We start from the raw sequence: 26,673 nt of genomic DNA on the forward strand, positions 1-26,673 counted from the left end.
TTCCCCTTCTACTTTCCGCGGTTAACCATGGCGCGTGCGCCAGCGTTGACGATGAAGGTGAGGGCGAACAGCACGAGGCCGGCTGAGATGTAGGCACCTGCACGGGTGTTGTCGTTGAATTCTGGGGCAGCGTTCGCGATGGCCGTTGCGAACGTGGTGCCGCCGTCGAAAAGCGAGAAGCGGAACGCCGAGGACGGCGAAACCACCATATAGAGCGCCATCGTCTCACCCAATGCACGACCAAGGCCGAGCATCGCGCCGGAGACATAACCAGACATGCCGAATGGCAGGACGGTCAAACGAACTACTTCCCAACGAGTTGCGCCCAGTGCCAATGCGGACTCAATGTGGCCTTTTGGAGTTTGGACGAAAACTTCACGTGCGGTTGCTGCGATGACCGGCAAGATCATCACTGCGAGCACGATGCCACCGGTGAGCATATTGCGGCCTGTGGCGAAGGAAGGTGAGTTTTGGTAAGTAGCAAAGAGGAAGAAACTTCCGCCCCAGCTTTCGATCCAGGTGTAAAAACCAGACAAAGCTGGTCCAAGCACCTGCCAGCCCCAGAGACCATAAACGATCGAAGGCACAGCTGCGAGCATATCTACCATGTAGCCCAGTGGTTTAACCAGGCGCTTTGGTGAGTAATTAGAGAGGAAGATCGCGATTCCCAGTGCAATTGGCATTGCGATCAGCAGCGCGATAACAGAGATGAGAAGGGTTGCTGCAAGTAGGTTCGGAATACCGAAATACATTGCATCGATGTCGGTGGTGTTCCATGCACCTGAGTAGGTGAAGAAGCCAACAATGCCTTCAGCATTACGCATCAAAGCTGGAACAGCACGCCAGATAAGGAACGCCGCGATGGCAAGGATCATAGCAGTAATAATCGCTGCAGAGGCGGTAGAGAGGAACTCGAAGATGCGATCGCCGGGGCGTTTAACGCTTCCGCCACCTTCCGCAACGATCTTCCGTGAAGGCTTGGTCTGTGAGGAGTTCGCGTTGGTGGCAACAGGGTGTGCCTCTACCTTGGAGGAATCCAAGATCCGCTTCTCCGAAACTGACTCATTAGTGGCCATTGGTGATTTATTTCCTTAACTGGCGTATTGATAAAAAGCTTGTTAGGAAAATCGGGCGCTCTCCCCCACTTGATATGGGGAGAGGGCGCCCGATTGTCTTAAATGCAGTACTCACACGCGTTTAAGCAGTGAGACTACGTGCAAGCAGTTGATTACTGGATTGCGTCAACTGCTGCAACAAGGCGGTCGTAGTGAGCGCCGGTAACTGGGATGTAGCCAAGAGCTTCAAGCTGATCATCCTGGGAGTCCAGAGCAACGGTCAGGAAGTCCTTGACCTGGTTGCGAGTGGTCTCGTCGTAGCCAGCGGAGCAGACGATCTCGTAGGTGGTGAGGATCAGTGGGTAAGCACCGGCTTCGTTCATTGCGAACATAGCGTCGGTGTCAACAACCATGTTGTGGCCCTCAGTCAGGAAGTCGAGTGCACCAAGTGCAACGCCGACGGACTCTGCATTGAGCTCAACTGGGCCGGAGCCGAAGTCAATGTTTGCAATACCAAGACCGGACTGCTGAGCGAAACCAGCCTCAACGTAGGTGATGCCACCCTCGATGTTGGAGGTCTCAGAAGCAACACCGTTGGAGCCCTGTGCGCCAGAGCCAACCTCGGTTGGGAACTGCTGGCCTTCGGTCTCCCAGATATCGGTGGAAGCACCGAGGAACTTCTGGAAGTTATCGGAGGTGCCGGATTCTTCGGAACGGTACAGAACAGAGATGTCCAGATCAGGAAGCTCAGTGCCCTCGTTCTGGGAAGCGATTGCTTCGTCGTTCCAGTTGGTGATTTCACCCTTGAAAATCTGAGCAATGGTGTTGGTGTCCAAGTTCAGGGACTCAACGCCAGGAACGTTGTAAGCAACAGCAACTGGGCCGATAACGAATGGCAAGTGCCATGCTTCATTGCCTTCACAACGCGCTGCTGCTTCTGCAGCCTGGTCTTCCTTCATTGGGGAGTCAGATCCACCGAAGGAAACCTGGCCTGCAGCGAAGTTGGTACGGCCGGAACCGGAACCTGAAGGGGTGTAAGCCAAAGATGCGCCATCAACAGACTCGGAGTACTTGATACCGAAGTAGTCCATTGCGGACTGCTGGGAAGATGCACCTTCAGCAACGAGCTGACCGGATACACCGGAAAGACCCTCAACAGCCGCGGAATCAGATCCGGTGGAAGCTGCGGAAGAGGAAGAAGCGGAATCAGACTCGGTGGAGTCGGAGCAAGCTACAAGTGCGAAGGAGCCTGCGGTAACTGCGCCCACGAGGGCGATGGAGCGCTTAAGAGTGAGGTTCACGGGGAAGCCTTTCCGGTTTAAGTTAAGACATCGTCTGAGCAGATTCAGCAGGCGGGTTTACACCCTTCCTGTTTGCTCACGATCTAAAAATCTAAGACCTGGAAATGACCAACTAAGGCTAATTTGGTTAACAGACAATGAACTCTGGGATAGCGTTCGGCAAATTTTGCCACCCCTTGCATCTCACTCGCACTACTTAGAGACTCCAGTCACAAAAATCGGGCATTTTCCAGCCCCTGGGGGCGGAAAATCCCGATTCTTATCATTTTCACAGTTACCTGGCATGCAGAATTTTTACTTTTCGTAAACAACGTGACTTTCTGCGACAGAAAAGCCTAATTTTTCGTATGCAGCTACTGCCGGTTTGTTGTCTGCTTCTACATACAGCACAACTTTTTTAGCTCCTTGAGCCTTCATATGATGCAGACCCAAGCGCACCAATGGGTCCCCCAAGCCACGACCACGATAGGCAGCTGACAATCCAACAACATAGATTTCCTGTAATTCAGCACTGTGTTGCTTTACCCAATGGAAGCCAACTACTTCCTCGCCATCCCAAAGAAATAGCACGTCAGCATCTTTGTACCAAGAAGCCTTCTGTGCCTGTGCAAGCCGATACGTGGTCCATCCGCCCTGTTCAGGGTGCCAATCAAAGGCCTCATTGTTTGCTTGCAACCATTTTGCTTCTGCAGCAGACTTCTCAATTGGGGCATTAGCCAAGCTGCTGTGCGTAATACCTTCTGGATCAAGGAATTTCGCAGATTCTTCCAGGGCTAAGCCATCAACTTCCATAACTAAAAGCTCACGGGTCTTTTTCATACGCAAGGTGGAAGCCAATGCTTGGGCACCAACGGTGTTTCCATGCGCCCAGATAGAAGCCGAAGGGGTCGCGTCGATAAGCGCCTTGCCGATGCCCTGGCGCCTGTGCGCCGGGTGGACAGCTAGCTCCGTGGTTTCCTCATCCGTGGCCGCGAGGCCAACCAATTTGCCATTCAGCGTGACAATTAAATGTGTATGACCAAGCCCAGGTTCAGCAAGACCGCGAAGGAATTGCTCCGAGAGCGCGTCAACGCCATCCACCGCGCGAACCTCTTTCAGGAGCAATAGTGCCTGCTCACGAAGGTCTCGGTCCAGCGCTATCTGAGTATTTTTGATGCGATTGGAGGTATTCATGACCCCAGGTTAGCCCCAACTTTGAATCTCTTGCAGGAACGTGGGGTAAAGATATAGATGTGGAAAAATCCAGAAAACGAGTATTAACCATTACAGCGTCGACAATTGGAGCAGTTGCAGTGGTCGGCGGCGCATTTTGGATTGTCGATTCTTCCATTGCAGCGCATGCAGAACGCAACCTTTCTGTCGCTGTTGCAGAGTCCGCAAATCTAGAAAATGCACCACGAGTATTTTTGGGCAGTTCTGTGTACACCATGGCATTTTTCACAGGCGAGCTCGACTCGGTGAGCATCGACATGTTAGATGTCGAAATTCCAGGTGTCGGCATGGTCAATGCACGAACTGAAGTAAACAAAGTAAAGGTGACGCCAGCTCAAATTTTCTCCGGCGATCTCAACGGCACGACTGCAGAGACTTTTGCCCGCACCTTGCGCATGGACGGAGTCGCGATCGGTGCGAAGTTGGATATCACCGACCTGGATATCTCCCACCCCATCGATATTTCTCCCTCAGGCGGACAAGCCTCCGAAGCACTCCTCACCGGCACCCCGCCAGGCATGGAAGACCCCGTGAGCGTCCTGGTCAACCTGCGCCTAGTCGGCTCCGAATTCCAGATGCTTCCATATGAGCTTGTCGACGCCCCCTCCGGACTCACCCTGGATGATGTAGCCCCAGCTTTCACATGGAGGGTAGACACCTTGCAATTGCCTTTAGCCGACCGTGCCATGGCTGTCTATCTCTCTGGCGGATCGATCCACTTCCAATCAGAAGCCCGCAATGTTGAACTGACCACCCGAGAGCTTTCTCCGCTGGCTGCTCCAGAAGAAAATTCAGATAACTCCTAAACCTTCCCTTTGTCTAAATCCCAAAGCTGCGCACGCGGATGAAATCCCTCACGTGCTTGCGCACATGGCGAGACCAACTCATCGTTGGCGGAGCTGGATTAGTGTTAGGTGCAAATACTCTTAAGGCATCAGGAATAGATTCCAGCACCACCTGAGTTGGCTTTCCTTCAAATTCGCCGTCAACTTGAAAACGCTGACCACTAGTACACATAAGAGTGACTTTTTCCACATCATCAAACTCAATGGTTCGTTTGGCGATGAGCTTTTCCAGCTTTCTTCCACGCCCCAGACCAATGAGGTGCATCATTGCAGCGACCCCGCCAAAACCACGGACATCTGTCAGGCCAAACAGTCCGAGGCCGGAATCAAAAGAATTTTCAGGATTCGTGACCACAGGCAACGGACCTAAAAATGTCCACGGATTGGTATTGGAAGCAAGCAACAGGGGAATATCCTCCCGCTGCAGCTCCTCGCCTTGAGTATCAACAGCCTCCACAGTAATTTTTGGCGGCTTGATCTGAGTTTTGATCCACGCCCTGATACTCACTTGCAAATACAACAACGGGGACGCAGCAAAACCTTGCGCGCGGGCACGCTCTACACGGGCAATAACATCTGCATCGATGCCGAACCCAGCATTCACTGCAAACCAGCGAGTATCCTCTTCATCGCCTTTCCAGGTACCAAGCGTGATTGTGCGAGTGTGCTTCTTGCGTACCAAATCCACCAACATTTCCGCTGCTGTATAAGGATCAGTTGGATAGCCTAACGCCCGTGCAAAAACATTTGCAGAGCCCGTTGGCAGGACTGCAACCGCCGGTAAATCCTCAACGTTTCGAAGATCACCTTCGGCTTTGCCGAGTAACCCATTTATCACTTCATTGACAGTGCCATCACCTCCGGCAGGAATAATGACATCAAAATCATCACGGGTCATACCCTGGAGCATTTCCTCAGCATGGCCTGCGTAATGGGTAAATCTTGCCTCAAGGTGCACATCATCAATTTTCATCAGCTGTGGGACCACACGCCGGAAAAGTTCTTGTGTCTGAGTAGTGGACTCTGGGTTCGCGATCAGAAGGACATGCATATTTTCTAAGGCTAGTAGCAAAACGCTACGCTTGAATGCCATGAGCGAAAATGACACCCCAAAAAATCCAGTAGTACCCGGCACCGGCGCAGACGGACCATCCCTATCTCAATCTGCAAGCATCAGCGGTTCAGATGCAGTTGACCTCGCAGCAGAACAGTCCAAGGGCACTGCACACCGCAACATCCCAGGATTGGGCGACCTCCCAATCCCAGACGACACTGCAAACCTCCGTGAAGGACCTAACCTGCACGATGGTCTCCTAGCCCTGCTCCCCCTCGTTGGCGTATGGCGCGGTGAAGGCCAGGCAGACACAGCAGAAGGCGGCCAGTACCCATTCGGCCAGCAGATCACTTTCTCCCACGACGGCGAAAACTACCTCTCTTATGAGTCCCGCATGTGGAAACTCAACGAAGAGGGCGAAACCGTAGGCTCAGACCACCGCGAATCCGGTTTCTGGCGCATCAGCCTCAAGGATGAGATTGAATTCGTCTTCACTCACGCAAGCGGCGTTGTAGAAATTTACTACGGCCAGCCACTCAATGAACGCGCATGGGAATTGGAATCAGCTTCCACCATGGTCACCGCAACCGGTCCTTCCACTCTCGGACCAGGAAAGCGCCTCTACGGCCTACTTCCAACCAATGAACTGGGCTGGGTAGATGAGCGCCTCGTAGGAGATGCCCTCAAGCCACGGATGTCCGCACAGCTTTCCCGCGTGATCGGCTAAAAATCACTAAAAGGGCCTTGAAATTTCAAGGCCCTTTTTCTGATTTCGGAGTCTTTTGTGTCCCATATCGAGCAATTCAGTCCCTGAATAATCGCTCCATGGTGCTATCCAGACTGATTGACCAAGAACGGTTGATTTCTCTCCACCTTGGTCACCCAATCTGGTTTGTTCAAAACACTGTTCGCACCTCCGAAAAAGTGCCCTCCCTAAAATCGCCCCTAAGCCTTTCCCAAAGCATCTCTCAGGAAATATCCATGCCGGAAATCTGAGGCCTTAAATCGACTTTTGAGCCCTACTAAAATTTCAGCGTGAAAACTACCCAAGCGCTTTAGAGATCAACGCTCTGATTTCTTTCTCATTGTCAGGTTTTGGAAGTTTATGCCCATCAAGCCTGGTGACGCGCACTGCTCCTCGCACAGAGGACACCAACCACACGCTATCTGCGCCGAAGAGATCATCCACGCTTAAGTCTTTTTCTTTACAACGCCACCCTTTTTGCGTTGCGTATTCAAATAATGCGGCTTGAGTGGTTCCGGGAAGAATGTCTCCCCCTGGGGCTGGGGTGCGGATTTTATCCCCTTTAAAACTGACCACAGTGGAGGTAGCGCCTTCTAACACACGGTCCTCATCGGTGAAAATAACATCATCGAATCCATTGGCTTTGGCGTATCGCAGAGCAGCCATATTTGCGGCATATGCCAAAGTTTTCGCCCCGACAGTAAGCCATGGAGCTGGGGTTTTTTCCACTTTGGATAGCTCGCCACGTGTTGCTTTTCCAATTCCAGGCAGTTCAGTATCAATGGAATATCCGCGTGAACTAGTCATCACCGAAACACCGTGATCCCGCTCAGCGAGTTTTTCTGCTGACACAGGAGTGATAGTTAACCATCCTGATGCCAAACCAGTAGTTGATCGGCCTCGGCTTAAAGTCCACGTGCATGAAGCTTCGCCTGCTTGCGGATTGGAATACCAAGATTCGATACCCATGCGCGTAGCTTTTTCCCAATCCGCCAGGATCGGTTCCGGCAGTCCCAACAGAGCTGCAGAAGCTTTGAAGCGCTCTCCGTGCCGGCGCAGATTACACGGATGACCATCGCGGATGAGAAGTGTTTCGAAAATTCCATCGCCGCGGGTCAATGCGGCATCGTCCCAAAAGACCATGGGCAAATTGGGGTTTTGCTGTCGGATAGACCCACCGTAGGGTTCGACAATGAGGATCACCGGTGCCGGTGCAGACATGGGACGAGGTACAAGCGCCATAATGCCTGATTATGCACGGTTATTTCACTTCGCGCTCACTGGTGCTAACCACTTGCGTTATTTCAAGGAATAACCCTTCGCGTGAGATTGTGGGTACTATCGATTCTGTGGCTAACGAACAAATCGAGGTCGCGAACAACACTGATCAGATTCCTGCAGGCTATAGTTCCCCTCTTCTTTCTCGAAGTGGCGCAGCAGAAGCTCAGGGCACTGCCTCTCAGGCAGATACTGAAGGTGTCGCGTGGCATTACGGTTCCCCTCTCGTCGAGCAACGCATCTTCGAAACAGGTACGGGTGTAGTTGACCGTTCCAATCGCAAGGTGATTAAAGTCGATGGGCCTGATGCCCCCACGTTCCTCAATAACATTTTGTCCCAAAAAGTTGATACCGCCGAAGACGGCTTCACCGCTGGTGCGCTCAATCTAGACGCACAAGGCCGTATCCAACACTCCATGCAGATAACCCTCGTTGACGGTGTTTTTTATCTTGACACCTCAGCGGCAGAATTTGATCCCCTCATTAGCTTCCTCACCAAGATGATTTTTTGGTCGGAAGTAACCGTCGAAGAAGCCGATCTAGCTATCATCACTCTCCTCGGAGCAGAGATTGCCCTTCCGGACGCAGTCTTTGCCCGCAGAGTCGAGTGGAACGGTCCCACGCGTATCGACGTCGCCATCCGGCGTGAAAAACTCACAGAGGGCGTCGATAAGCTTCTAGAAGCTGGTGCAAAGCTGACCGGCCTCATGGCCTACACAGCCGAGCGTGTGAAGGCCCTGGAGCCCGCTGTGGGCGTTGATCTAGACGATAAGACTATTCCCCATGAAATACCTCATTGGATTGGTCGTGGCGATCATCTAGGTGCCGTGCATCTGACCAAGGGCTGCTACCGCGGACAGGAAACTGTTGCTCGCGTAGACAACCTTGGCCGTTCCCCTCGTGTGTTGGTCATGCTTCATCTGGATGGCTCCGCCCCGCTAGATCCAGTGACTGGTGCAGAGATCAAATCTGGCACGCGCATAGTTGGACGTCTAGGCACTGTTGTCCATGATGCCGATTACGGACCGATCGCTTTGGGATTGGTAAAACGCAGCGCGCTAGCTGGAGAACTTCGCATTGATGAAGTCTCGGTAAATGTCGATCAAGATCTTCTTCCCGTGGAGGATAGCCAGCAACGCGGACGCGCTGCCATTAATAAGCTCAAAGGCCTGTAACTAAACCCATTTATAGCGGATTTAGGCGATTTTTAATGAATACGAAAATCGCCTACTTTCGCATTTTTTTTCAATAACACGCAGGTCAAGGGCAAGTTGCAGAAATTTTCCGAATAACAGGCTATTGTGTCTAACAGGAATACAGTTAATACATCTTGAAAAGCCCATGAGTCGGCCACATTCCCAGGGTCGGCTCGCTCACTCCAAGGGGGTCAGGCAATGGGTCGCGGTCGCGCGAAGGCAAAACAGACCAAAGTTGCTCGCCAGTTGAAGTACAGCTCTCCAGACATGGATCTAGATTCACTGCAGCGGGAGCTGGCTAACCAGTCTCCCAGGCGTTCCTACTCCGATGCCCCTGATGATGAGGATCAGCACGCAGACTATGCGGGCTGGAGCGAGGACGACACCGAAAACAGTGCCTACCGCACTAAATAATTTCGTGTGTCTTTAACTTCAGACACGATGCCGATAGCGGAACTACTTCGCAGTCGGTGTTGCTGCGAGAGTTGAAAACCTCAAGCCCATCGTTCGGTGGCTTTGCGACCGTTTCAAGGTGTCACTTTCACCTCCAACGGTCCTTTCCCGTTCAACCACTACCGTAGAAGACGGCGCATGGTTTGACGCGGACAAAGTCCAAGGAGTACTTTCCCTCTGTGTTCCCGCACTCCTAGGATTTCAGCCCGTGCCAGATCTGGTGCCGTCTTTTGCGTGTCTAGGGTCTGTTCTATGACCTGTCTTGAGACTCTCCTGCCCTCTAAATAGCTGCGGCGCTTATCTCAAACAGTGTTCTTCTTAAACCTTCAGCAGCTACTGGCTGAACTTTTCGTCTAGTCAAGTTCTCATTGTCTAGATCAGTCTCTTTTTACCCAAAACCGAGTAGTCTCGACAACGCGATATTAAGCTCCGCTTATTTCTCGCCCCTCGCCCTTCGCTCCTCGCTCCTCGCCACTAACTCTATCTACGGCAAGAAAACCGGCCCCTCACACATATGTGTGAGGGGCCGGGGAACTCTAGAGGTTCAAGGCTACTTAGTAGCCAGGGTGCTCTCCGTTAAGGAGAACGCGAGGCTCGCCTTCTTCACCATTGCGGATGGTGCCAAGCTCCCAGCAATCGATGTGGCGTGCAGTCAGCATTGCCAACGCACGGTCGCGGTCCTTTTCTGCAACAACTGCAACCATGCCGACCCCCATGTTGAAAGTCTTTTCCATTTCTTCGCGTGGGACCTTGCCCAGGGAAGCGATGATACGGAAGATCTGACCTGGAGTCCAGGTGCCACGGGACATTTCAGCTACGAGGCCTTCTGGGACAACTCGCTCAAGGTTGCCAGCGAGTCCGCCACCTGTGACGTGGCAGAAGGTGTGCACTTCGCACTCAGCGATAAGTGCAAGGCAGTCCTTAGCGTAAATGCGAGTTGGTTCTAGCATTTCTTCGCCCAGGGTGCGGCCGAGTTCTTCGATGTGTCCATCAAGAGCTAGTCCAGCCTTTTCGAGGAGGACGTGGCGAGCCAAAGAATAACCATTAGAGTGCAGGCCGGAGGACGCCATACCGATGAGGACATCGCCTGCGCGAACGCGGTCTGGTCCGAGTAGTTCATCAGCTTCAACAACGCCCACTGCAGTAGCGGAAACGTCGTAGTGGCCTGGCTCCATGACGCCTGGGTGCTCTGCGGTTTCGCCACCAAGCAGTGCACATCCTGCCTGGACACAGCCTTCTGCGATGCCGGAGACGATTTCAGCAACGTGCTCTGGAACAACCTTGCCGATAGCAATGTAGTCCTGCAGGAACAGTGGCTCTGCGCCTGTGACAACCAGGTCGTCGACACACATGGCGACCAAGTCGATGCCAATGGTGTCATGCTTGTCCATCATCTGGGCGATAACAAGCTTGGTGCCCACGCCATCTGATCCAGCTGCGAGGATTGGCTTCTTGTATTTTCCGAGCTCAAAGAGTCCAGCAAAGCCTCCAAGGTTGCCTAGAACCTCTGGGCGAGTGGCGCGCTTGGCCATTGGGGCAAAGAGTTCGACGGCACGATCGCCGGCTTCGATGTCGACTCCTGCAGCTGCGTATGAAACGCCTTCGGCAGTGGTGTCCTTGTGATCACTCATCGTGTACTTCGCTTCTCCTGCTAGGTATAGAACGTGGGTTTAAAACTTGGATTTAGTTTTCTGCAGACTCTCACCCTGCGCGTCTAACTGAAAACTTTTCAGTTAGACGCCGGTGTTGCCTTTAGATCTTAACTTGAGCGCGCTGCTTGCATCTTCTGCACCAGCTCCGCGTTACTGTTTCCCTGAGGCATACCCATTGGATAATGTCCATCAAAACAAGCAATGCACAGCTCATTAGCTGGCTGTTCGGTTGCTTCCACCATGGCATCAATCGACACATAACCGAGGGAATCCGCGCCAATAGCAGAGCGGACTGCTTCCACCATTTCAGCTTCTTTATCACTGGTTACAGCGTTGGCAATGAGCTCGCCTGGGGTGGCGAAGTCAATGCCGTAGAAGCATGGCCATTTTACTGGTGGAGAGGCAATGCGTACGTGTACCTCCGCAGCACCCGCTTCACGCAGCATACGGATCACAGCACGCTGAGTGTTGCCACGGACGATGGAATCATCCACCACAACAAGGCGCTTACCTGCGATTACTTCGCGCAGTGGGTTCAGCTTGAGGCGGATTCCCAATTGGCGCAAAGTATCAGAAGGCTGAATGAAGGTACGGCCAACATAAGCATTTTTAACCATGCCCTGGCCGAAAGGAATTCCTGAGGCTTGAGCAAAACCAACTGCTGCTGGGGTGCCAGATTCTGGTGTTGGAATAACTAAATCGCCAATTGCAGGTGCTTCTGCGGCTAGTTTACGTCCAATTTCCAGACGAGCTTCGTTGACGTTTCTGCCTTTGATTACAGAATCTGGGCGAGCCAGGTAAACGTATTCGAAGATGCAACCTTTACGGGTTGTTTCTGCGAATCGAATGGACTTCAGGCCGGATTCGTCGATAGCAATCAGTTCGCCTGGCTCAACCTCGCGCACCAGCGAGGCACCCACGATATCGAGCGCAGAGGTTTCAGAAGCCACTACCCAGCCGCGTTCAAGACGGCCGATGGACAGCGGACGGATACCAAAAGGATCACGCGCTGCGTACAGAGTGTGTCCATCAGTGAAGGTGAGGCAGTATGCGCCCTTCACGCTTGGTAGTAATTCCTGTGCGGAATCAAAAAGAGTTTTCCCGTTACCCACGCCGTTTGCCAATAAGGCAGTGAGAACATCGGTGTCTGAAGGCTTCTTGTCTGGGTCGACGAGCCCAAGCTCAGTCGCCTTATCCAACAGCTCAAGGTAATTGATGAGGTTGCCGTTATGTCCAAGGGCAATATCGGTGCCATCAGGTGCCATGCGGAACATTGGCTGGGCATTTTCCCAGGTGTTTCCGCCGGCAGTGGTGTATCGGGTATGTCCGATGGCAATATTTCCACGCAGGGATTCCAGAATTGGTTCATCAAAAACTTGAGAAACTAGACCCAAATCCTTGAATACCAGGATCTGCTCGCCGTCGCCGACTGCGATACCTGCGGCTTCTTGTCCACGGTGTTGAAGAGCGAATAGGCCAAAGTAAGTAAGCTTTGAAACTTCCTCACCAGGTGCCCACACGCCAAAAACACCGCATTCTTCTTGCGGAGATTGTTCGTTGAGATCATCGTACGGGTGGTTAACCTGGGTCATCCCAGTGGAATGCTCGGTGTTTACCATTGAACCAGGGAGGGTGTGCTGATCAAGTAATGCCACAGGTGAAATCGTAGTCTGTCGCTTGCCCAGAAACTAATAAGGACAACGAAAGCTAAAGTTTCACTACTGGTAACCAGTCTGCAATCTCTTTTGCTCGGGTACCTGAAGCGCTAATTTTTCCATTCTCAAATTCTGCGTCGAATGTCGTTTTCCCAGTTGCCAGGCGCAACCAGGTCAAAGTATCCATCTCCACCACGTTGGGTGGAGTGCCACGTGTATGTTTCGGACCGTCGATACATTGCACTGCAACAAATGGGGGTACCCGCACCTCTACACTGTTGCCGGGCGCATCCTGAGCCAGCAGTCGAACACTCAGGCGCGTGGCAGCTGCAAGCACTGCTCTACCAGGCTTTTCGACGTCTCCCTCCCCGTCAATCCAGTCTTTGACAGCCAACACTGCTTGCCGAGTTTCCAGCGGATCAATCCTCATGAAGCATCAGCCTAGTACGAACCGTTAAAGTGTCCATATGTCTGAGAACATCCCCAAAAATCCTCATCGCTCGCCAGAAGTTGTCCTCCGATTTATGGCTGCCCCTACCGACGTATTGATGGCAGGCAGCCATGGAGTCGGTGGTGGCCGAGTCCTAGAATGGATCGATAAGGCTGCTTATGCCTGCGCGACTCAGTGGTCAGGTACCTACTGTGTCACCGCTTATGTTGGCCACATCCACTTCACCCGCCCTATTCCTTCAGGACACATGGTTGAGGTGCGTTCTCGCATTGCGATGACTGGACGTTCCTCCATGCACATCGTGAATGAGGTGCTTTCTGCGGATCCTCGTGATGGCAAATACACCCGTGCCTGCGATTGCTTAGTTATTTTCATCGCTAAAGACACCGCCACTGGTCGCGCTACTCCGGTTCCAACTTTCGTGCCGAAGGATGAAGAAGAGCAGCGTGTGCTGGAATCTGCAAATTCCCGCATTGGTCTGCGTAAAGCTATCGAAGCTGAAATGGAAAAGCAGACTTACGATGGCCCCTCTGAAGCTCCTCGTTTGATTACCCGTTTCTTGGCTAAGCCAACTGATATCAACTGGGGTGGCAAAGTCCACGGTGGTACCGCCATGGAATGGATTGATGAGGCTGGTGCTGCTTGCACCATGGAATGGTCCGGAAACCACACTGTGGCAGTCTACGCCGGCGGTATCCGCTTCTACCAGCCTATTCAGATCGGTGATCTCATCGAAGTGGACGCTCGTATGATGCGCACTGATAAGCGCTCCATGCAGATGTCTATTCACGTCCGTGCAGGCGATGCGCACCGTGGCCGCGCTGAGTTGGAAACCGCAATTCATGCCACAGTCACTTACTTGGGCATCGATATTGATGGGGAGCCTTTACCTACTCCACAGTTTGAGCCTCGTACCCCTGAAGATATCCAATTGGCAGAGCACGCCAATATCTTGAGGGATCTGCGCGCAGATTACACACCGATGCCGCTGTTCCCCCGCCGTGCTCCACGACAGATCGACTAGACACAATTAAAAAGCAGCCACCGAGAAGATTCTCGGTGGCTGCTTTTTAATTAGCGACAACCATCCACACGGCAATAAGGTGAATAATCGCTGCGATGATCGTAGCGATGTGGAAATGCTCGTGGTACCCCAACCAGCGTGCATTTCGGCCTGGCCATCTGAATCCATAAACAAGGGCACCCAAGCTATATACAATGCCACCTGCTAGGAGGAGCCACACCACAGTCTGTCCCGCACCGGACCATAATTGAGGTATCAACGGCACAATCAGCCAGCCTAGAGCAAGATAAACTACCACTCCGAGCCATCGTGGATGATTGATCCACACCATATTCATAATCACACTGGCTATTGCACCAATCCACGCAATGCTGAGCATCCAAGCAGCTGTGACAGGCTCCAACACAATCAAGCACAGCGGAGTGTAGGTAGCTGCAATAAATACCGCGATTGTAGAATGATCGGCCCGTCTCCACCACGCAACTGTATGCAGCCGACGCCATGGCCCACGGTGATAAGCAGCAGACACTGCAAAAAGCCCCAACATGGCCAATGTGTACACCATGACGCCTAATGCTTGCCACCACACGAGCTCCATCCACGCATAGGTGGAAAGCACCGAACCCGTCACAATGCTTAAAATAGCGGCGATTTGGTGGAAAAGGCCACGCGTAACTGGCCTTTCGCCGCGATCAAAAACATACTTAGTTAATGCAAGAAGAGGTTCATCAGAACTATCTTTTTCTTCTGCACCACTAACTGCATCTTCAATCAGCGGATCTGCGTCCATATATTCACGATCTTTAGACACTTCACGCTTCCTTCTTCACCGATACTTAATTATTAATCTAGTTGAAGAGAAAACTAAAAGCCGGGCTTCGCTAATACGAAACCCGGCTTCACAGCAGAAAATTAAGCAACTACTGCGTTAGCTCCAACAGCGTGGCCAAAAGCCTCTGGCAAAGTGTTGGTCCATGCATCGCGGAGTTCTTCCACGGACACGGTCAATTCAACATCAGCACCCTTGACGGTGATGGCTGCAGAATCATTAGTGCGACCAAGCTTGAAAGCTGGAATGCCTAATTCAGCTACACGTTTTTCCAGCTCTTCACCGCGGTTGGTGGCAACCACGATGCGAGATGCGGATTCAGCAAACAGTGCGGTGAACAAAGATGCGTGGATCAGGGAAAGATCTACATCCATGCCCTTGTCAGCGTGGATCGCAAGCTCTGCCAAGGTCTGGCCAAGGCCGCCCTCGGAGAGGTCGTGGGAAGCTGCAAACAGTTCAGATCCAACGAACAGTTCTGCAAGACGCTGCTCATTTGCCAGGTCGACTACTGGTGGCATGCCGCCCAAACCAGCTCCAGAGATCTGCTGCCAAATGGAACCACCGAATTCATCGAAGGTTTCGCCCAAGAGGTAGAGATCGTTGTCTTCAGATGGCAAAACGTTGCCGATGGTCTTCTCAACGTTTTCGAGCACGCCGAGAACGCCGACTACTGGAGTTGGCAGGATCGGCTCGTCACCGGTCTGGTTGTAGAAGGACACGTTGCCACCGGACACAGGAATGCCCAGCTGCTTGGATCCATCTGCAAGTCCGTGGACTGCTTCCTTGAACTGCCACATAACGCCTGGGTTCTCCGGAGAACCGAAGTTCAGGCAGTTGGTGACAGCCACTGGGCGTGCACCGGTGGAGACTACATTGCGGTAAGCCTCGGCGAGAGCAAGCTGTGCACCAGTGTTTGGCTCGAGCTTGGTGTAACGACCAGAAGCGTCTGCAGAAATTGCAACGCCACGGTTGGTCTCTTCGTCGATACGCAAAACGCCAGCGTTAGCGTTCTTTGCCTGTACGGTGTTGCCACGCACATAGCGGTCATATTGTTCAGTGATAAACGCACGGGAAGCCAGTGCAGGTGAGGCAACCAGCTTGAGCCAAGCATCCTTGATTTCTGCAGTCTCAACTGGGCGAACAATTTCGCCTTCGAGCTGCAGCTCATCCTGGGTTTCTGGGCGTGCTAATGGACGGTTGTAAACAGGGCCTTCATCGATGGTTGATGGAGGTGCGTCGATAACAACTTCGCCGTTGTGGACCACAACGTAGCGGTCCTTTTCGTTCGTGACTTCACCGATTTCTGCGCAGGTGACATCCCACTTTGCACAGATCTCAAGGAAACGCTCAACGTTTTCTGGGGTCACAACAGCACACATGCGCTCCTGAGACTCAGAAGCCAGGATTTCTGCTGCAGACATGTTTTCTGCGCGCAGCGGAACGTTGTCCAGGTTGACCCGCATGCCGCCGTCGCCAGCAGCTGCGAGCTCAGAGGTAGCACACGCAAGTCCGCCGCCACCGAGGTCCTGAATACCAACAACGACGCCAGCCTTGTACAGCTCGAGGCAGCATTCGATGAGGACCTTCTCTGCGAAAGGATCGCCGACCTGCACTGCAGGAAGCTTGCGCTCTTCGCCTTCTTCGAAGGAAGCGGAACCCAGAACAGAAACGCCACCGATGCCATCAAGGCCGGTGCGGGATCCGAAAAGGATCACTTTGTTGCCGGTGCCGGATGCGAAAGCCAGCTTGAGGTCTTCTACCTTGAGGGTACCCACGCACAGTGCGTTGACCAGTGGGTTTCCTGCGTAGGAATCATCAAATACGGTCTCGCCGCCGATATTTGGCAGACCCAGGCAGTTGCCGTAGTGGGAAATGCCATCGACAACGCCAGGAAGTACACGCTGGGTGTCTGGGTTGTCGAGTGCGCCGAAACGCAGCTGGTCCATCACAGCAATTGGGCGTGCACCCATGGCCATGATGTCACGGACGATGCCGCCGATACCGGTTGCAGCGCCCTGGTGTGGCTCTACAAATGATGGGTGGTTGTGGGACTCAACGCGGAAAGTCACGGCGTTGCCGTCTCCGATGTCTACAACGCCTGCGTTCTCGCCGATACCAGCAAGAATCTTGGAAGCCATTTCCTCAGTGGTGGTTTCACCGAAGTAACGCAGGTGAACCTTGGAGGACTTGTAGGAGCAGTGCTCCGACCACATGACGGAGTAAACGGTCAGCTCAGCGTCGGTAGGACGGCGACCTAGGATTTCCCGGATGCGCGCGTACTCGTCTTCTTTGAGGCCAAGAGCCTCAAATGGCTGATCGAGATCTGGGGTCTTGATCGCGTCATCAACGGTGTCATTGACAAAAGTGCTCATATTTTTCTCTGACTCCTCTTAGGCAGCGATGGTGCCAACGGCGGACAGGAAGAGCTCCAGGCCATCGACAGATGGGCCTGTTAGCTTTTCGACGGCATGTTCCGGGTGCGGCATAAGACCGACGATGCGACCAGTTTCATTGGTGATACCGGCGATGTCATTGATGGAACCGTTGAAGTTGTCGGTGTAGCGGAAGACAACGCGACCTTCACCTTCAAGCTTTGCAACAGTTTCTGCATCTGCCTGGAAGCGGCCTTCGCCGTGCTTCGCAGGGATGTAGATCTTTTGCCCCTTTTCCAGAGTGTTGGTCCATGCAGTGGTGTTATTCTCAACAACTAGATGGGTATCTACACAGTGGAAGTGCAGTCCCTGGTTACGAGTCAAAGCACCTGGCAGTAGACGGGCTTCGGTAAGAATCTGGAAGCCGTTGCAAATTCCGAGAACTGGCATACCTTTTCCGGCCTGCTCAATAACGGACTGCATAACAGGAGCCAATGCAGAAATGGCACCGGTACGCAGGTAATCGCCGTAAGAGAAACCACCAGGAACGACAACAGCGTCGACGCCCTTGAGATCTTCATCGGCATGCCACAGACTGATTACTTCTGCACCTGCGATGCGAGCAGCACGTGCTGCATCTACATCGTCAAGTGTGCCTGGGAACGTAATAACACCGATTTTGGCGCTCACTGTACGACCTCAACTCCCACCACATCGAAATCTTCGATGACAGTGTTTGCAAGGAGGGTTTCAGCAATTTTCTTTAGGTCAGCTTCGGTGACGGATCCGTCTACCTCAAGCTCAAAACGCTTTCCCTGACGAACATCGGAAACGCCAGATACGCCGATACGTCCGAGGGCGCGGTGGACCGCCTGCCCTTGGGGATCAAGAATCTCAGCCTTAGGCATGACATTGACAACTACACGGGCCACGGTATTTTCCCTTACTCAAGAAATGGGGACGACAATGTTTTACGAGCACAAGTGTAATGGTTCGAACTGGCCAAACCTAGCCGGACTTTAGAGGGGGAGGTTGTTTTCGATTGCCTCAACCACGACAGCTGCGGATGGATCCACACGAGGACCAAAGCGCTCAATCGTATTACCATCTATATCTACGAGGAATTTCTCAAAATTCCACTCGATTTCACTACCACCAGTTGCTTCTTTAAGCACCTTATATAGGGGGTGGGCATCCGCACCGTTTACGTCAGTTTTTGCCAGCAACGGAAAGGTGACGTTGTATTCATTTTGCGCGAATGCGCACACTTCAGCGTCAGTTCCAGGTTCTTGCCCATTAAATTGATTGCATGGAACACCAATGACAAAGAACCCTCGGTCTTGGTACTCCTCATAAAGGTTCTGCAGTCCTTCATACTGTGGAGTGAGACCACATTTAGAGGCAACATTCACAATGAGTAAAAGGTGCCCAGCCCAATCCGCCATAGTCGTGGAAATGCCATCATTGAGCGTCACATTAATGCCATGAATCGAAGTCATAAGTGCCACCCTAGTTGAGGGGAGGGATTTAATGCAGAACTTTAAGGGCAGCAAGACAAGAGATGAACTTTAGATAGCACCTAAGTAAATTGCCAGGAGAAGCAAATCTGCTGCCGAGCGGACTCCAAGAAACATCGGTAAATCATATGTTTTGTATCTTATCCATACTGAACAGAGGTCTTTCCCCAATGTCTCGAATTTCTGCGCGCACCCTGGCGATCGCATTAGCTGGCGCAACCGCTGCCAGCCTGGCAGTAGTCCCCACTGCTGTTGCTGCTCCTGATAACTCCGCTCCTGTCATCAATGAAGTTTATGGTGGCGGCGGAAACAAAGGATCAATTTTCTCCAATGACTTCATCGAGCTCTATAACCCCACTGCAGAAGCAGTCTCCCTCGATGGCTGGAGCGTCAACTACTACTCTGCGAGCGGAAACCTTGGTGGAGCTACGGCGCTAAGTGGCACCATTGCGCCAGGAAGCTTCTATCTGATTCAGCAAAAGGCAGGTGCCAACGACACTGGTGCGCTCCCCACTCCAGATGCCACTGGCAACCTCGCGATGAGTGGTTCCCAGGGTTCTGTTGAGCTGACAGACGCAACAGGTGCAACGGCAGACCTCGTTGGATTCGGTGGTGCTACCAAGGTAGAAACCGCTGCAACCCCTGCCACCTCTAATTCCGAATCCGCGCAGCGTGCAATCGATGGTGTGGACTCCGATAACAACTCTGCTGACTTCATCATTGCGGCTCCCACCCCAACGTCTTCCACTGGCACCACCCCAGGCCAGCCTGAAAATCCAGAAGAGCCAGAAGTTCCAGTCGTTCCTGGTCAAACCATGACCATTGCAGAAATCCAAGGCACTGGCACAACCACTCCAGTCAATGGCCAGGTTGTCACCACCGAAGGCATCGTTACCGCTGTCTACGCTGAGGGTGGATTCAACGGTTACTACATCCAGACTCCTGGAACCGGCACCGCAGTCAAGACCGCTGGCGATGCTTCTGATGGCATCTTCGTCTACGTTGGCGCAAACGGAACTTACCCAGAAATCGGTGCATCTGTCACTGTCACTGGTAAGGCAGCTGAATACTTCGAGATGACTCAGCTGGGTAATTCCGCTTTTGAGCTCTCCCCCACTCCTTTCGAGGCAGTCACCCCACTGGCAGTGGACACTGTCCCAGCTGGTGATGATATCCGCGAGTCTTATGAAGGCATGCTGCTCCAGCCAACTGGCGCACACACGGTCACCAACAACTACGCAACCAATACTTTCGGTGAAATTGCGCTGGCACCAGGTAATGAGCCGTTCTACCAGGCAACTGAAATTGTGGCCCCGGGAGGCGAAGCTATTGCTTACGAGGCGGAAAACGTCGCAAAGCAAATTACGCTGGATGATGGACGCTCGGGCAACTACACGCGCGGCGATGCGAGCGTGCCTATGGCGTGGTTGGTGCAGGATGGAGGCACTACAACGAAGTCAATCCGCACCGGTGACCAGGTAGATTTCCAGGCACCAGTCATTTTTGATTACCGTTATGATCTGTGGAAATTCCAGCCAACCCAGCCGGTAACCGGCAACACCACGGGCACCGATCTTCCAATTACCTGGGAAGATACCCGCGAAGCTGAGCTTGCTTCCATCGATAACGTCGCAGGCGAATTCCACATCGCCAGCTTCAATGTGCTCAACTATTTCACCTCCCTTGGCAAAGATGAGCCAGGCTGCAAGGCTTATACCGACATCAACAACAATCCAGTAACCGCTAATTACTGTGATGTTCGCGGTGCTTACAGCCAGGAAGCCTTTGAAGATCAGCAGGGCAAAATTGTTGCCAGCATCAACCGTCTTGATGCCGATGTTGTTGGCCTGGAAGAAATCGAAAACACGGCTAAAGTCACCGGTGACATCAACCGCCGTGACGAAGCGTTGAACACTTTGGTCGCAGAGCTGAACGCCGCTGCAGGAACCGAGCGCTGGGCAGCTGTGGAATCCCCTGCACAGGTAGGCACCGATGAGGATTACATCCGCGTCGCCTTCATCTACGATCAGACCACCGTCAATCCAGTTGGCGAATCCCGCATTTTCGATGACGCTGCATTCACCGGCACTGCGCGCCAGCCACTTGCCCAGGAATTCCAGCCGCTAGATGACACCAAGGAATCCTTCGTCGGCGTAGTCAACCACTTCAAGTCCAAGGGCTCTGTTGCCAACGGCGACTCCGACACCGGTGATGGACAAGGCAACAACGCGAACATTCGCGTCGCACAGGCACAGGCTCTCCTCAAGCACCTGGAAAACCAGGACGATTGGGCGTCCAAGCCAGTCTTCATCTTGGGAGACACCAACTCCTACGCCAAAGAAAACGCCATGACTACCCTCTATGGCGCTGGTTTCACCAACATTGTTGAGAAGTTCAACGCTGGACACACCTACCAGTTCTCCGGCCGCATCGGTTCCCTCGACCACGCACTAGGCAACGAAGCTGCCATGAACTACGTCGTTGACGCTGAAGTATGGGATATCAACGCTGATGAGTCCATCGCATTCGAGTACTCCCGCCGTCTGAACAACACCGCAGATGTCTTCGAAGCTGACAACGTCTTCCGTTCCTCTGATCACGATCCAATCAAGGTTGGTTTCAACCTCAGCGATGTAGATGAGCCAGAAGAGCCAACTGATCCAGTTGACCCTACTGACCCAACCGATCCACCTGTTGAGGCCGGTTCCTCCGTTGGAGGCTTCGGTACCATCGCAGCAATTATCGCCGCGATCCTGGGCGCAATTGGGCTAGCTCTCCCATTCCTCGGGTTCAAGTTCTAAATTGCTTTTCGACGCCGCCCTCCACGTCCTGCTCGGACGTGGAGGGCGGTTTAGCTTTACCGAGTTTCGTCTATTTCAACGCTGCTGCAGCCTGAGCATAACTTTGTGATTGCGCACCCAACTCCAAAGCTGCAAGAGCTGCGTTTCTAAAATCCGCGGCAACTTTAGGATTGTTAAGGTTTCGTGCCGATGCAGATAAACGCACCGTGTTTCCTTTTTCTGCACCACGTGTCACTGCCCTAATCACATTTTTACGCCACCATTTAGCAGCACCAAATCCCTCGCCTACCGATAAATTACGGCAGGCTAAAAACTCACCAGATTCAAGATTATGTAAACCCTTGGTGGACGCAGCCACATGAAAAGAAAACTCCGGTAGAACTGCGAAAGTCCCCTCCGACATACGCCACCGTGGCGGTGCAAAAATCTGGAACTCAAATCCAATTTTCTGCATCTGTCTGATCGCCCCAGTTAAACGCAGCCTAGCTTCGTGCTTTTCTAAAGTGGCGAACTCTGCACGACGCCCCTGAACAGCCTGATCAAAACCATTCAAGATTAGTTCGTGGCCACGTTCTCGTTGTTGCTCCAGCCACTCAAGTGTGACTTTATCTTTAGCAAGCCGCCACTCTCCGTCAATGCGGGGTGCAACAAGTAGCGAGACCTCAATACCTTCGGCACGCAGGTCTGTAATAAGCCTGTCAGCCGCCGATCGGGTCTCATTGAAAATACTAGAAACAGAAACAAGAAGACGGCCGGACATGCACAATATTGTCGCACGCCAAGCCGTCTCCGTCTTGTTGAAAACCTAGTGGTCTTCATCCTCTTGGAGCAATCCACAAGATCCAGTTCAGGATCTTGAAAATGAGCTTCTGCATATGAGCAACAACATCACGGATTGGCTGGCCTTTAGATCCCACAGACTGGACAGCAAAACCAACAAGAATCGCGATAAATAGCACCTGAAGCACAGAGCCATCAGTAAAAGCAGAGAAAAACGTGGACATGGTGATGAAATAAGCAAGCTCAATGCCGCCTGCGCGTCCAACTGTCGCAGCTGCTCGCACAGGACCAATGCCGATAACAATGGTGCAGAAAATAACCGGGCAATAATCATCTTGATCAAAGACACGAACATGGTGCCCAGAATCTTGAAAATATTTGCCTAATTATGGCGAAATAAGTCCCACAGTAATTCCGCCAATCAAGGCAATAATTACCGCAATGTAGAGCCAGTGTGTGCGATCTTTTTTTGCTGGCTTTGAACTTTGATGTATTCATTTTTGACCTCCACGTTGGAAGCCTCTGAGCGTGAATCTATGAAGTTCCTCTTCGACCTTTTAGGGATACGGCGAAAGCGGCCAAATGGTGTCTGCTGGCGATCGGCGTGGGGTACGCGTTGCCAATAAGTCAAAAATGGGTACTCCTGACAATTCCCGAAAAATATGCAAAGGTTTACGCTCGAACGCAAGAAGCCGATGTTATGACACCCCTCACAGGACTTTCATATCACCAAGCTCAACTGCATGTCAGGGTATGAAATGTGCGCTATATCATCGATTTCAGCACCATGTATCAGAAATAAACAAAACACCTCCGTTAGAGCTAGCAGAGGTGTTTCGGTATTCGTTTGGCGAACAATACTTATGCAGTAAGGCCAGTGGCTTGATTAATCAACCAACCGTACTCAAAAGCTGTCTCACGCCACTTTTCATAGCGTCCGGAAACGCCACCATGGCCTGCCACCATCTCAGTTTTCAACAAGAAATCGCCACCAGTTGCAGTAGCCCTCAACTGAGCAACCCATTTAGCAGGCTCCACATAAAGCACACGAGTGTCATTGAGCGAAGTCACTGCCAAAATATTGGGATACTTCTTCGCCTCAATATTTTCATAAGGAGCATACGAAGCCATGTACTCGTAAACCTCCTTATCATGAAGCGGATCTCCCCACTCATCCCATTCGATCACAGTCAACGGCAGCTCCGGCATGAGCATCGATGTCAAAGGATCAACGAATGGAACATTTGCCTCAATTGCCTTGAAACGATCTCCTGCCATATTGGCAATAGCACCCATCAACATGCCACCAGCTGATCCGCCTTCAGCAACCAGCATCTCAGGAGCAGAAATTCCCTGCGCAATGAGCGCATCGGCAACATCAATGAAATCTGTGAATGTGTTCTTCTTGGTGGTGGTCTTTCCGTTGTCATACCAACCACGACCCATTTCACCACCGCCACGCACGTGAGCAATAGCAAAAATCATGCCACGATCCATCAAAGACAAACGCGCAATGGAAAAACCTGGGTCGATGGAAGATTCATAGGAACCATAACCATAAAGCAACGCAGGATTTGGCTGGGACAGATCAAGATCAGCTCGGTGCACCAAAGAAACTGGGATTTGCGCGCCATCCTGAGCACTCACCCACAACCGCGATGCCACATAATCCTGCGGGTTATACCCGCCACGGATCTCTTGCTGCTTCAGCAATGTGCGCTCATCAGATTCAATCCAGTAATTAAATAACTGAGCTGGGGTGGTGAAAGAACCATAAGAAATACGGATGACAGGCGCATCCCACTCTGGGTTTCCGCCAGAAGCAACGGTATAGATCTCTTCATCAAATTCGAGTTGGCGAAATTCGCCGAAGGTTCCGTCGATAAGCTTCATGATCGCAACCTGTCCGATCGCGCCGGACCTGTAACCCAGGATGATGAAATCTCGGTAAGTATCCATGCCTTCAATGCGCACGTCATCCTTATGCTCGACGAGCGGGGTCAGCGCATCCAAAGAAGTGAGCGTATCCACGCCAGCCCACCCCACTGAGAAGTTCGGGCCTTCAGAGTTATGCGTGATCAACCAAATATCAGAGCCGTCAACCACTGCATGATCAACGTCATATTCCACGCCCTCTACCCGGGGAATCAGCACCTCTGGAGTACCTTCCGGCTGGTCAAAAGGCAGCACGCGAACTTCAGACGTAATCTTAGAAGCACAACCGAAAAGGATAAACTTCTCCGAACGAGTAGTACCTACCCACGTGGAATAACGCTCATCTGGTTCGTGGTAGACCAGCACGTCCTCTTCAACAGGCGTGCCCACCTTATGGCGCCATACGGTATCCGGACGCCATGCATCATCAACACGCTGGTAGAAGAGGTACTCCTCCCCCACCCACGTGGCACCATAAAAAATGCCAGTCAAGGTGTCTGGCAGAAGCTCACCTGTGTCCAGATCCTTAATCCGTAGGATGAAACGCTCTTCGCCAGTAACATCTGTGGAATACGCCAAGTAACGGCCAGAGGTAGTCACAGAAGAAGCACCCATGGAGAAAAACTCATGGCCTTCTGCAAGCTCATTGGCATCCATGATGATGGTTTCACCTGCAGCAGGCTCATCTTCAGGAATTACAGGTGGAATCCACGCATCGGCTCCCTCTGCCACTGGAATGCGGCACGAATAGCCATAGCTTTTACCTTCCGCAGTACGTGAGTAATACCAATACTTACCTGCACGAACAGGGATGGACATGTCAGTTTCTTTAACGCGTGACTTGATCTCTTCATAGATATTGTCGCGCAGCGTGCTCAACTGCTCAGTTTCCTGCTTAGTGAACGCGTTTTCTGCTTCCAAATAATCCAAGGTTTCTTGGGATTCTTTATCCCTCAACCATTCATAGTTATCAACGAAGTCGATGCCATGGTGAGTACGAGTAATCGGATGGATCGGGGCTTGTGGGGAAATAATGCGTTCAGACATAGCCACCGATCTTAGTCTTGTGAGATAAAAACATGCTTGTGTGTTCGCCATTGGCGACATTTCTTAGGTTCTTTCTCTAAAAACTCGCGCGGATCTATCTTTCACGGCCTCCCCGATACCCCATGGAGGAAAAACCAAACAGAGATGCCCACGGACTGGAATTTTTGAACTGCCGTGGGCACTTTCGTTTGATTTAACTCAAATCTTAAATTTCACGCCTAAAAACTTCCCTCACAGAATCGCCCCCAGGAGTTTCTAAAAGCCTTCCCCAAGCGCGCAACATACTCAGCCGCTGAGTTCAGGCCTAAATAGCCATACTCCGCATCAAAGCAGCGGAAATAACAAAACCCGGAGTCACTTTTCAGTGAGCCCGGGTTACAGGTGTACGAAATTAGACGCAAAATCCGATCCACTGGGAGAACTTCTCACCAGAGATAAGCTCATAAGCTTCGATGTAACGTTCGCGAGTTGCTTCTACAACAGAACCTGGAAGCACTGGAGGTTCCATGCCGGAATCCTTATTCCAGCCAGATTTTGGTCCGGTGAGCCAGTTGCGGACAAATTGCTTATCAAAGCTTGGCTGCACAACCCCAGCTTCGTAGCCTTCCAATGGCCAATAACGGGAAGAATCTGGAGTCAGGACTTCATCACCCAGCACCAAGGTGCCATCTTCGTCGATACCGAATTCAAACTTAGTATCTGCAAGGATAACGCCACGCTCACGAGCAACTTCTGCAGCAGCTTTGTAAATAGCGATGGAAGCATCACGCAGTTGGTTAGCGCGAGCTTCACCAAGACGCTGCTCGACGACATCAAAGGACACATTGATATCGTGATCGCCGATATCTGCCTTGGTGGCTGGGGTGAAAATTGGTTCAGGCAGCTGAGAGGATTCAACTAGGCCTTCAGGGAGTTCCACACCACAGACGGAATTGCTCTGCTTGTACTCAACAAGACCAGAGCCAGTGAGGTAACCGCGCACAACGCATTCGAATGGAAGCATGGTGAGTTTCTTGCACACCATTGCGCGTCCAAGAACTTCTTCTGGAATGCGAGGGTCATCAGCTGGGCCAGCCAAATGATTAGGGAAATCGATGGTGTCGAAGAAGAACTGGCTCATCGCAGTGAGCACTCGACCTTTGTCTGGGATTTCGGTATCGAGGATGAAATCGTAGGCCGAGATACGATCAGAAGCCACCATGAGGATGTGCTTATCATCGATCTCATAGATCTCACGGACCTTGCCTGCCGACAGGTGCTTGTACTGGGAGAGTTCAGGACGCATGATAGGCAAGTCTAGACCTCTTAGTGGTGTTCGGAAAATTTTAGGATCAGCAACAAGTATTCAATGCCTAATTTTGTTCATCTAAAGGACATTTTTAGTTCAAGGAAGCCATTCGAACAATGATTAAAGAAACCTTGGACTCCACAGCCAATACACAGATATGAAAACGCAAAAAAAGACGGGCAC

22 protein-coding genes and 1 pseudogene are annotated in these 26,673 nt (G+C 52.0%); 6 read left to right on the plus strand and 17 right to left on the minus strand.

The window, feature by feature from the left end; translation table 11 throughout:
- Positions 1-8: 8 nt before the first annotated feature.
- The 3 genes from pstC to mshD all read right to left on the minus strand — a co-directional run bounded on the left by pstC (position 9) and on the right by mshD (position 3,529).
- Entirely contained in the window at positions 9-1,076 is a 1,068-nt protein-coding gene (gene pstC / locus ccrud_RS11605) for a phosphate ABC transporter permease subunit PstC (protein WP_066567838.1), read from the minus strand.
- A gap of 152 nt (positions 1,077-1,228) precedes the next feature.
- A complete protein-coding gene (gene pstS / locus ccrud_RS11610) occupies positions 1,229-2,356 on the minus strand; it encodes a phosphate ABC transporter substrate-binding protein PstS (RefSeq protein WP_066567840.1) in 1,128 nt (375 codons plus the stop codon).
- Positions 2,357-2,650: 294 nt separating this feature from the next.
- Positions 2,651-3,529 carry a mycothiol synthase gene (gene mshD / locus ccrud_RS11615; RefSeq protein ID WP_066567842.1) on the minus strand — a complete coding sequence of 293 codons (879 nt, stop codon included), beginning with the start codon at positions 3,527-3,529 and terminating at the stop codon, positions 2,651-2,653.
- Between the two features lie 59 nt (positions 3,530-3,588).
- Here mshD and ccrud_RS11620 point away from each other — a divergent pair, with 59 nt between their 5' ends.
- Positions 3,589-4,374, plus strand: coding sequence for an LmeA family phospholipid-binding protein (locus ccrud_RS11620; protein WP_066567844.1), 786 nt, complete (start codon positions 3,589-3,591; stop codon positions 4,372-4,374).
- Between the two features lie 13 nt (positions 4,375-4,387).
- Here ccrud_RS11620 and ccrud_RS11625 read toward each other — a convergent pair whose 3' ends face one another.
- Positions 4,388-5,506, minus strand: coding sequence for a diacylglycerol/lipid kinase family protein (locus ccrud_RS11625; protein ID WP_066567846.1), 1,119 nt, complete (start codon positions 5,504-5,506; stop codon positions 4,388-4,390).
- Here ccrud_RS11625 and ccrud_RS11630 point away from each other — a divergent pair.
- On the plus strand, positions 5,505-6,194 hold the full coding sequence (locus ccrud_RS11630; protein ID WP_066567847.1) for a heme-binding beta-barrel domain-containing protein: 690 nt from the start codon (positions 5,505-5,507) through the stop codon (positions 6,192-6,194). The two genes, ccrud_RS11625 and ccrud_RS11630, sit on opposite strands and share 2 nt — an antisense overlap.
- Positions 6,195-6,509: 315 nt before the next feature.
- Here the strand turns inward: ccrud_RS11630 and ccrud_RS11635 are convergent, their stop codons facing one another.
- Positions 6,510-7,454 (minus strand): aminodeoxychorismate lyase, encoded by a 945-nt coding sequence (locus ccrud_RS11635; RefSeq protein WP_066567850.1) that lies wholly within the window; start codon positions 7,452-7,454, stop codon positions 6,510-6,512.
- An 89-nt stretch (positions 7,455-7,543) separates the two neighbouring features.
- Between ccrud_RS11635 and ygfZ the strand changes: the two genes are divergently transcribed.
- Both ygfZ and ccrud_RS11645 read left to right on the plus strand, forming a co-directional pair.
- A complete protein-coding gene (ygfZ, locus tag ccrud_RS11640; protein WP_066567853.1) occupies positions 7,544-8,665 on the plus strand; it encodes a CAF17-like 4Fe-4S cluster assembly/insertion protein YgfZ in 1,122 nt (373 codons plus the stop codon).
- A 219-nt stretch (positions 8,666-8,884) separates the two neighbouring features.
- The gene (locus ccrud_RS11645) at positions 8,885-9,100 is read left to right on the plus strand and encodes a DUF3073 domain-containing protein (protein ID WP_066567860.1); all 216 of its coding nucleotides are present in this window, start codon (positions 8,885-8,887) and stop codon (positions 9,098-9,100) included.
- 593 nt (positions 9,101-9,693) lie between these two features.
- Here the strand turns inward: ccrud_RS11645 and purM are convergent.
- From purM to ccrud_RS11660, 3 genes are all read right to left on the minus strand, one after another.
- Complete coding sequence (gene purM, locus ccrud_RS11650; protein WP_066567863.1) at positions 9,694-10,770, minus strand: phosphoribosylformylglycinamidine cyclo-ligase; 1,077 nt, start codon at positions 10,768-10,770, stop codon at positions 9,694-9,696.
- A 128-nt stretch (positions 10,771-10,898) separates the two neighbouring features.
- Entirely contained in the window at positions 10,899-12,383 is a 1,485-nt protein-coding gene (purF, locus tag ccrud_RS11655) for an amidophosphoribosyltransferase (protein WP_169816489.1), read from the minus strand.
- A 115-nt stretch (positions 12,384-12,498) separates the two neighbouring features.
- Positions 12,499-12,876: a sterol carrier family protein gene (locus ccrud_RS11660; RefSeq protein ID WP_066567865.1), complete on the minus strand. Its 378-nt coding sequence runs from the start codon at positions 12,874-12,876 to the stop codon at positions 12,499-12,501.
- A gap of 37 nt (positions 12,877-12,913) precedes the next feature.
- Between ccrud_RS11660 and ccrud_RS11665 the strand changes: the two genes are divergently transcribed.
- On the plus strand, positions 12,914-13,921 hold the full coding sequence (locus tag ccrud_RS11665) for an acyl-CoA thioesterase (protein ID WP_066567868.1): 1,008 nt from the start codon (positions 12,914-12,916) through the stop codon (positions 13,919-13,921).
- Between the two features lie 46 nt (positions 13,922-13,967).
- Here ccrud_RS11665 and trhA read toward each other — a convergent pair whose 3' ends face one another.
- From trhA to ccrud_RS11690, 5 genes are all read right to left on the minus strand, one after another.
- Positions 13,968-14,732: a PAQR family membrane homeostasis protein TrhA gene (gene trhA, locus ccrud_RS11670; protein WP_066567870.1), complete on the minus strand. Its 765-nt coding sequence runs from the start codon at positions 14,730-14,732 to the stop codon at positions 13,968-13,970.
- A gap of 101 nt (positions 14,733-14,833) precedes the next feature.
- Complete coding sequence (gene purL, locus ccrud_RS11675; protein ID WP_066567872.1) at positions 14,834-17,122, minus strand: phosphoribosylformylglycinamidine synthase subunit PurL; 2,289 nt, start codon at positions 17,120-17,122, stop codon at positions 14,834-14,836.
- Positions 17,123-17,140: 18 nt separating this feature from the next.
- Positions 17,141-17,812 carry a phosphoribosylformylglycinamidine synthase subunit PurQ gene (purQ, locus tag ccrud_RS11680; protein ID WP_066567873.1) on the minus strand — a complete coding sequence of 224 codons (672 nt, stop codon included), beginning with the start codon at positions 17,810-17,812 and terminating at the stop codon, positions 17,141-17,143.
- Complete coding sequence (purS, locus tag ccrud_RS11685; RefSeq protein ID WP_066567875.1) at positions 17,809-18,054, minus strand: phosphoribosylformylglycinamidine synthase subunit PurS; 246 nt, start codon at positions 18,052-18,054, stop codon at positions 17,809-17,811. Before purS ends, purQ begins: the two co-directional genes overlap by 4 nt.
- Before the next feature lie 87 nt (positions 18,055-18,141).
- Positions 18,142-18,621, minus strand: a complete 480-nt coding sequence (locus ccrud_RS11690; protein ID WP_066567880.1) for a glutathione peroxidase — start codon at positions 18,619-18,621, stop codon at positions 18,142-18,144.
- Positions 18,622-18,809: 188 nt separating this feature from the next.
- On the opposite strand from ccrud_RS11690, the gene ccrud_RS11695 reads away from it, so the two are divergent.
- Complete coding sequence (locus ccrud_RS11695) at positions 18,810-21,440, plus strand: endonuclease/exonuclease/phosphatase family protein (RefSeq protein WP_066567888.1); 2,631 nt, start codon at positions 18,810-18,812, stop codon at positions 21,438-21,440.
- 70 nt (positions 21,441-21,510) lie between these two features.
- Here ccrud_RS11695 and ccrud_RS11700 read toward each other — a convergent pair whose 3' ends face one another.
- From ccrud_RS11700 to ccrud_RS11715, 4 genes and pseudogenes are all read right to left on the minus strand, one after another.
- The gene (locus tag ccrud_RS11700; protein ID WP_066567889.1) at positions 21,511-22,200 is read right to left on the minus strand and encodes a DUF2334 domain-containing protein; all 690 of its coding nucleotides are present in this window, start codon (positions 22,198-22,200) and stop codon (positions 21,511-21,513) included.
- Positions 22,201-22,258: 58 nt separating this feature from the next.
- A pseudogene (locus ccrud_RS15250) lies at positions 22,259-22,758 on the minus strand (dicarboxylate/amino acid:cation symporter); the annotation flags it as partial.
- A gap of 323 nt (positions 22,759-23,081) precedes the next feature.
- Positions 23,082-25,202: a S9 family peptidase gene (locus tag ccrud_RS11710; protein ID WP_066567896.1), complete on the minus strand. Its 2,121-nt coding sequence runs from the start codon at positions 25,200-25,202 to the stop codon at positions 23,082-23,084.
- A 391-nt stretch (positions 25,203-25,593) separates the two neighbouring features.
- Positions 25,594-26,487 (minus strand): phosphoribosylaminoimidazolesuccinocarboxamide synthase, encoded by an 894-nt coding sequence (locus tag ccrud_RS11715; protein ID WP_066567898.1) that lies wholly within the window; start codon positions 26,485-26,487, stop codon positions 25,594-25,596.
- Positions 26,488-26,673 lie beyond the last annotated feature (186 nt).

The sequence above is a fragment of the Corynebacterium crudilactis genome, from assembly GCF_001643015.1.
Classification (GTDB): Bacteria; Actinomycetota; Actinomycetes; order Mycobacteriales; family Mycobacteriaceae; genus Corynebacterium; species Corynebacterium crudilactis.

Coding starts and splice junctions, on each gene's coding strand:
- pstC (WP_066567838.1), bottom strand. CDS start 1,076: ATGGCCACTAATGAGTCAGTTTCGGAGAAGCGGATCTTGGATTCCTCC.
- ccrud_RS11700 (WP_066567889.1), bottom strand. CDS start 22,200: ATGTCCGGCCGTCTTCTTGTTTCTGTTTCTAGTATTTTCAATGAGACC.
- purF (WP_169816489.1), bottom strand. CDS start 12,383: ATGACCCAGGTTAACCACCCGTACGATGATCTCAACGAACAATCTCCG.
- ccrud_RS11695 (WP_066567888.1), top strand. CDS start 18,810: ATGTCTCGAATTTCTGCGCGCACCCTGGCGATCGCATTAGCTGGCGCA.
- ccrud_RS11625 (WP_066567846.1), bottom strand. CDS start 5,506: ATGGCATTCAAGCGTAGCGTTTTGCTACTAGCCTTAGAAAATATGCAT.
- ccrud_RS11715 (WP_066567898.1), bottom strand. CDS start 26,487: ATGCGTCCTGAACTCTCCCAGTACAAGCACCTGTCGGCAGGCAAGGTC.
- ccrud_RS11645 (WP_066567860.1), top strand. CDS start 8,885: ATGGGTCGCGGTCGCGCGAAGGCAAAACAGACCAAAGTTGCTCGCCAG.
- ccrud_RS11690 (WP_066567880.1), bottom strand. CDS start 18,621: ATGACTTCGATTCATGGCATTAATGTGACGCTCAATGATGGCATTTCC.
- ccrud_RS11660 (WP_066567865.1), bottom strand. CDS start 12,876: ATGAGGATTGATCCGCTGGAAACTCGGCAAGCAGTGTTGGCTGTCAAA.
- ccrud_RS11630 (WP_066567847.1), top strand. CDS start 5,505: ATGAGCGAAAATGACACCCCAAAAAATCCAGTAGTACCCGGCACCGGC.
- mshD (WP_066567842.1), bottom strand. CDS start 3,529: ATGAATACCTCCAATCGCATCAAAAATACTCAGATAGCGCTGGACCGA.
- ccrud_RS11665 (WP_066567868.1), top strand. CDS start 12,914: ATGTCTGAGAACATCCCCAAAAATCCTCATCGCTCGCCAGAAGTTGTC.
- purM (WP_066567863.1), bottom strand. CDS start 10,770: ATGAGTGATCACAAGGACACCACTGCCGAAGGCGTTTCATACGCAGCT.
- ccrud_RS11635 (WP_066567850.1), bottom strand. CDS start 7,454: ATGGCGCTTGTACCTCGTCCCATGTCTGCACCGGCACCGGTGATCCTC.
- purL (WP_066567872.1), bottom strand. CDS start 17,122: ATGAGCACTTTTGTCAATGACACCGTTGATGACGCGATCAAGACCCCA.
- ccrud_RS11710 (WP_066567896.1), bottom strand. CDS start 25,202: ATGTCTGAACGCATTATTTCCCCACAAGCCCCGATCCATCCGATTACT.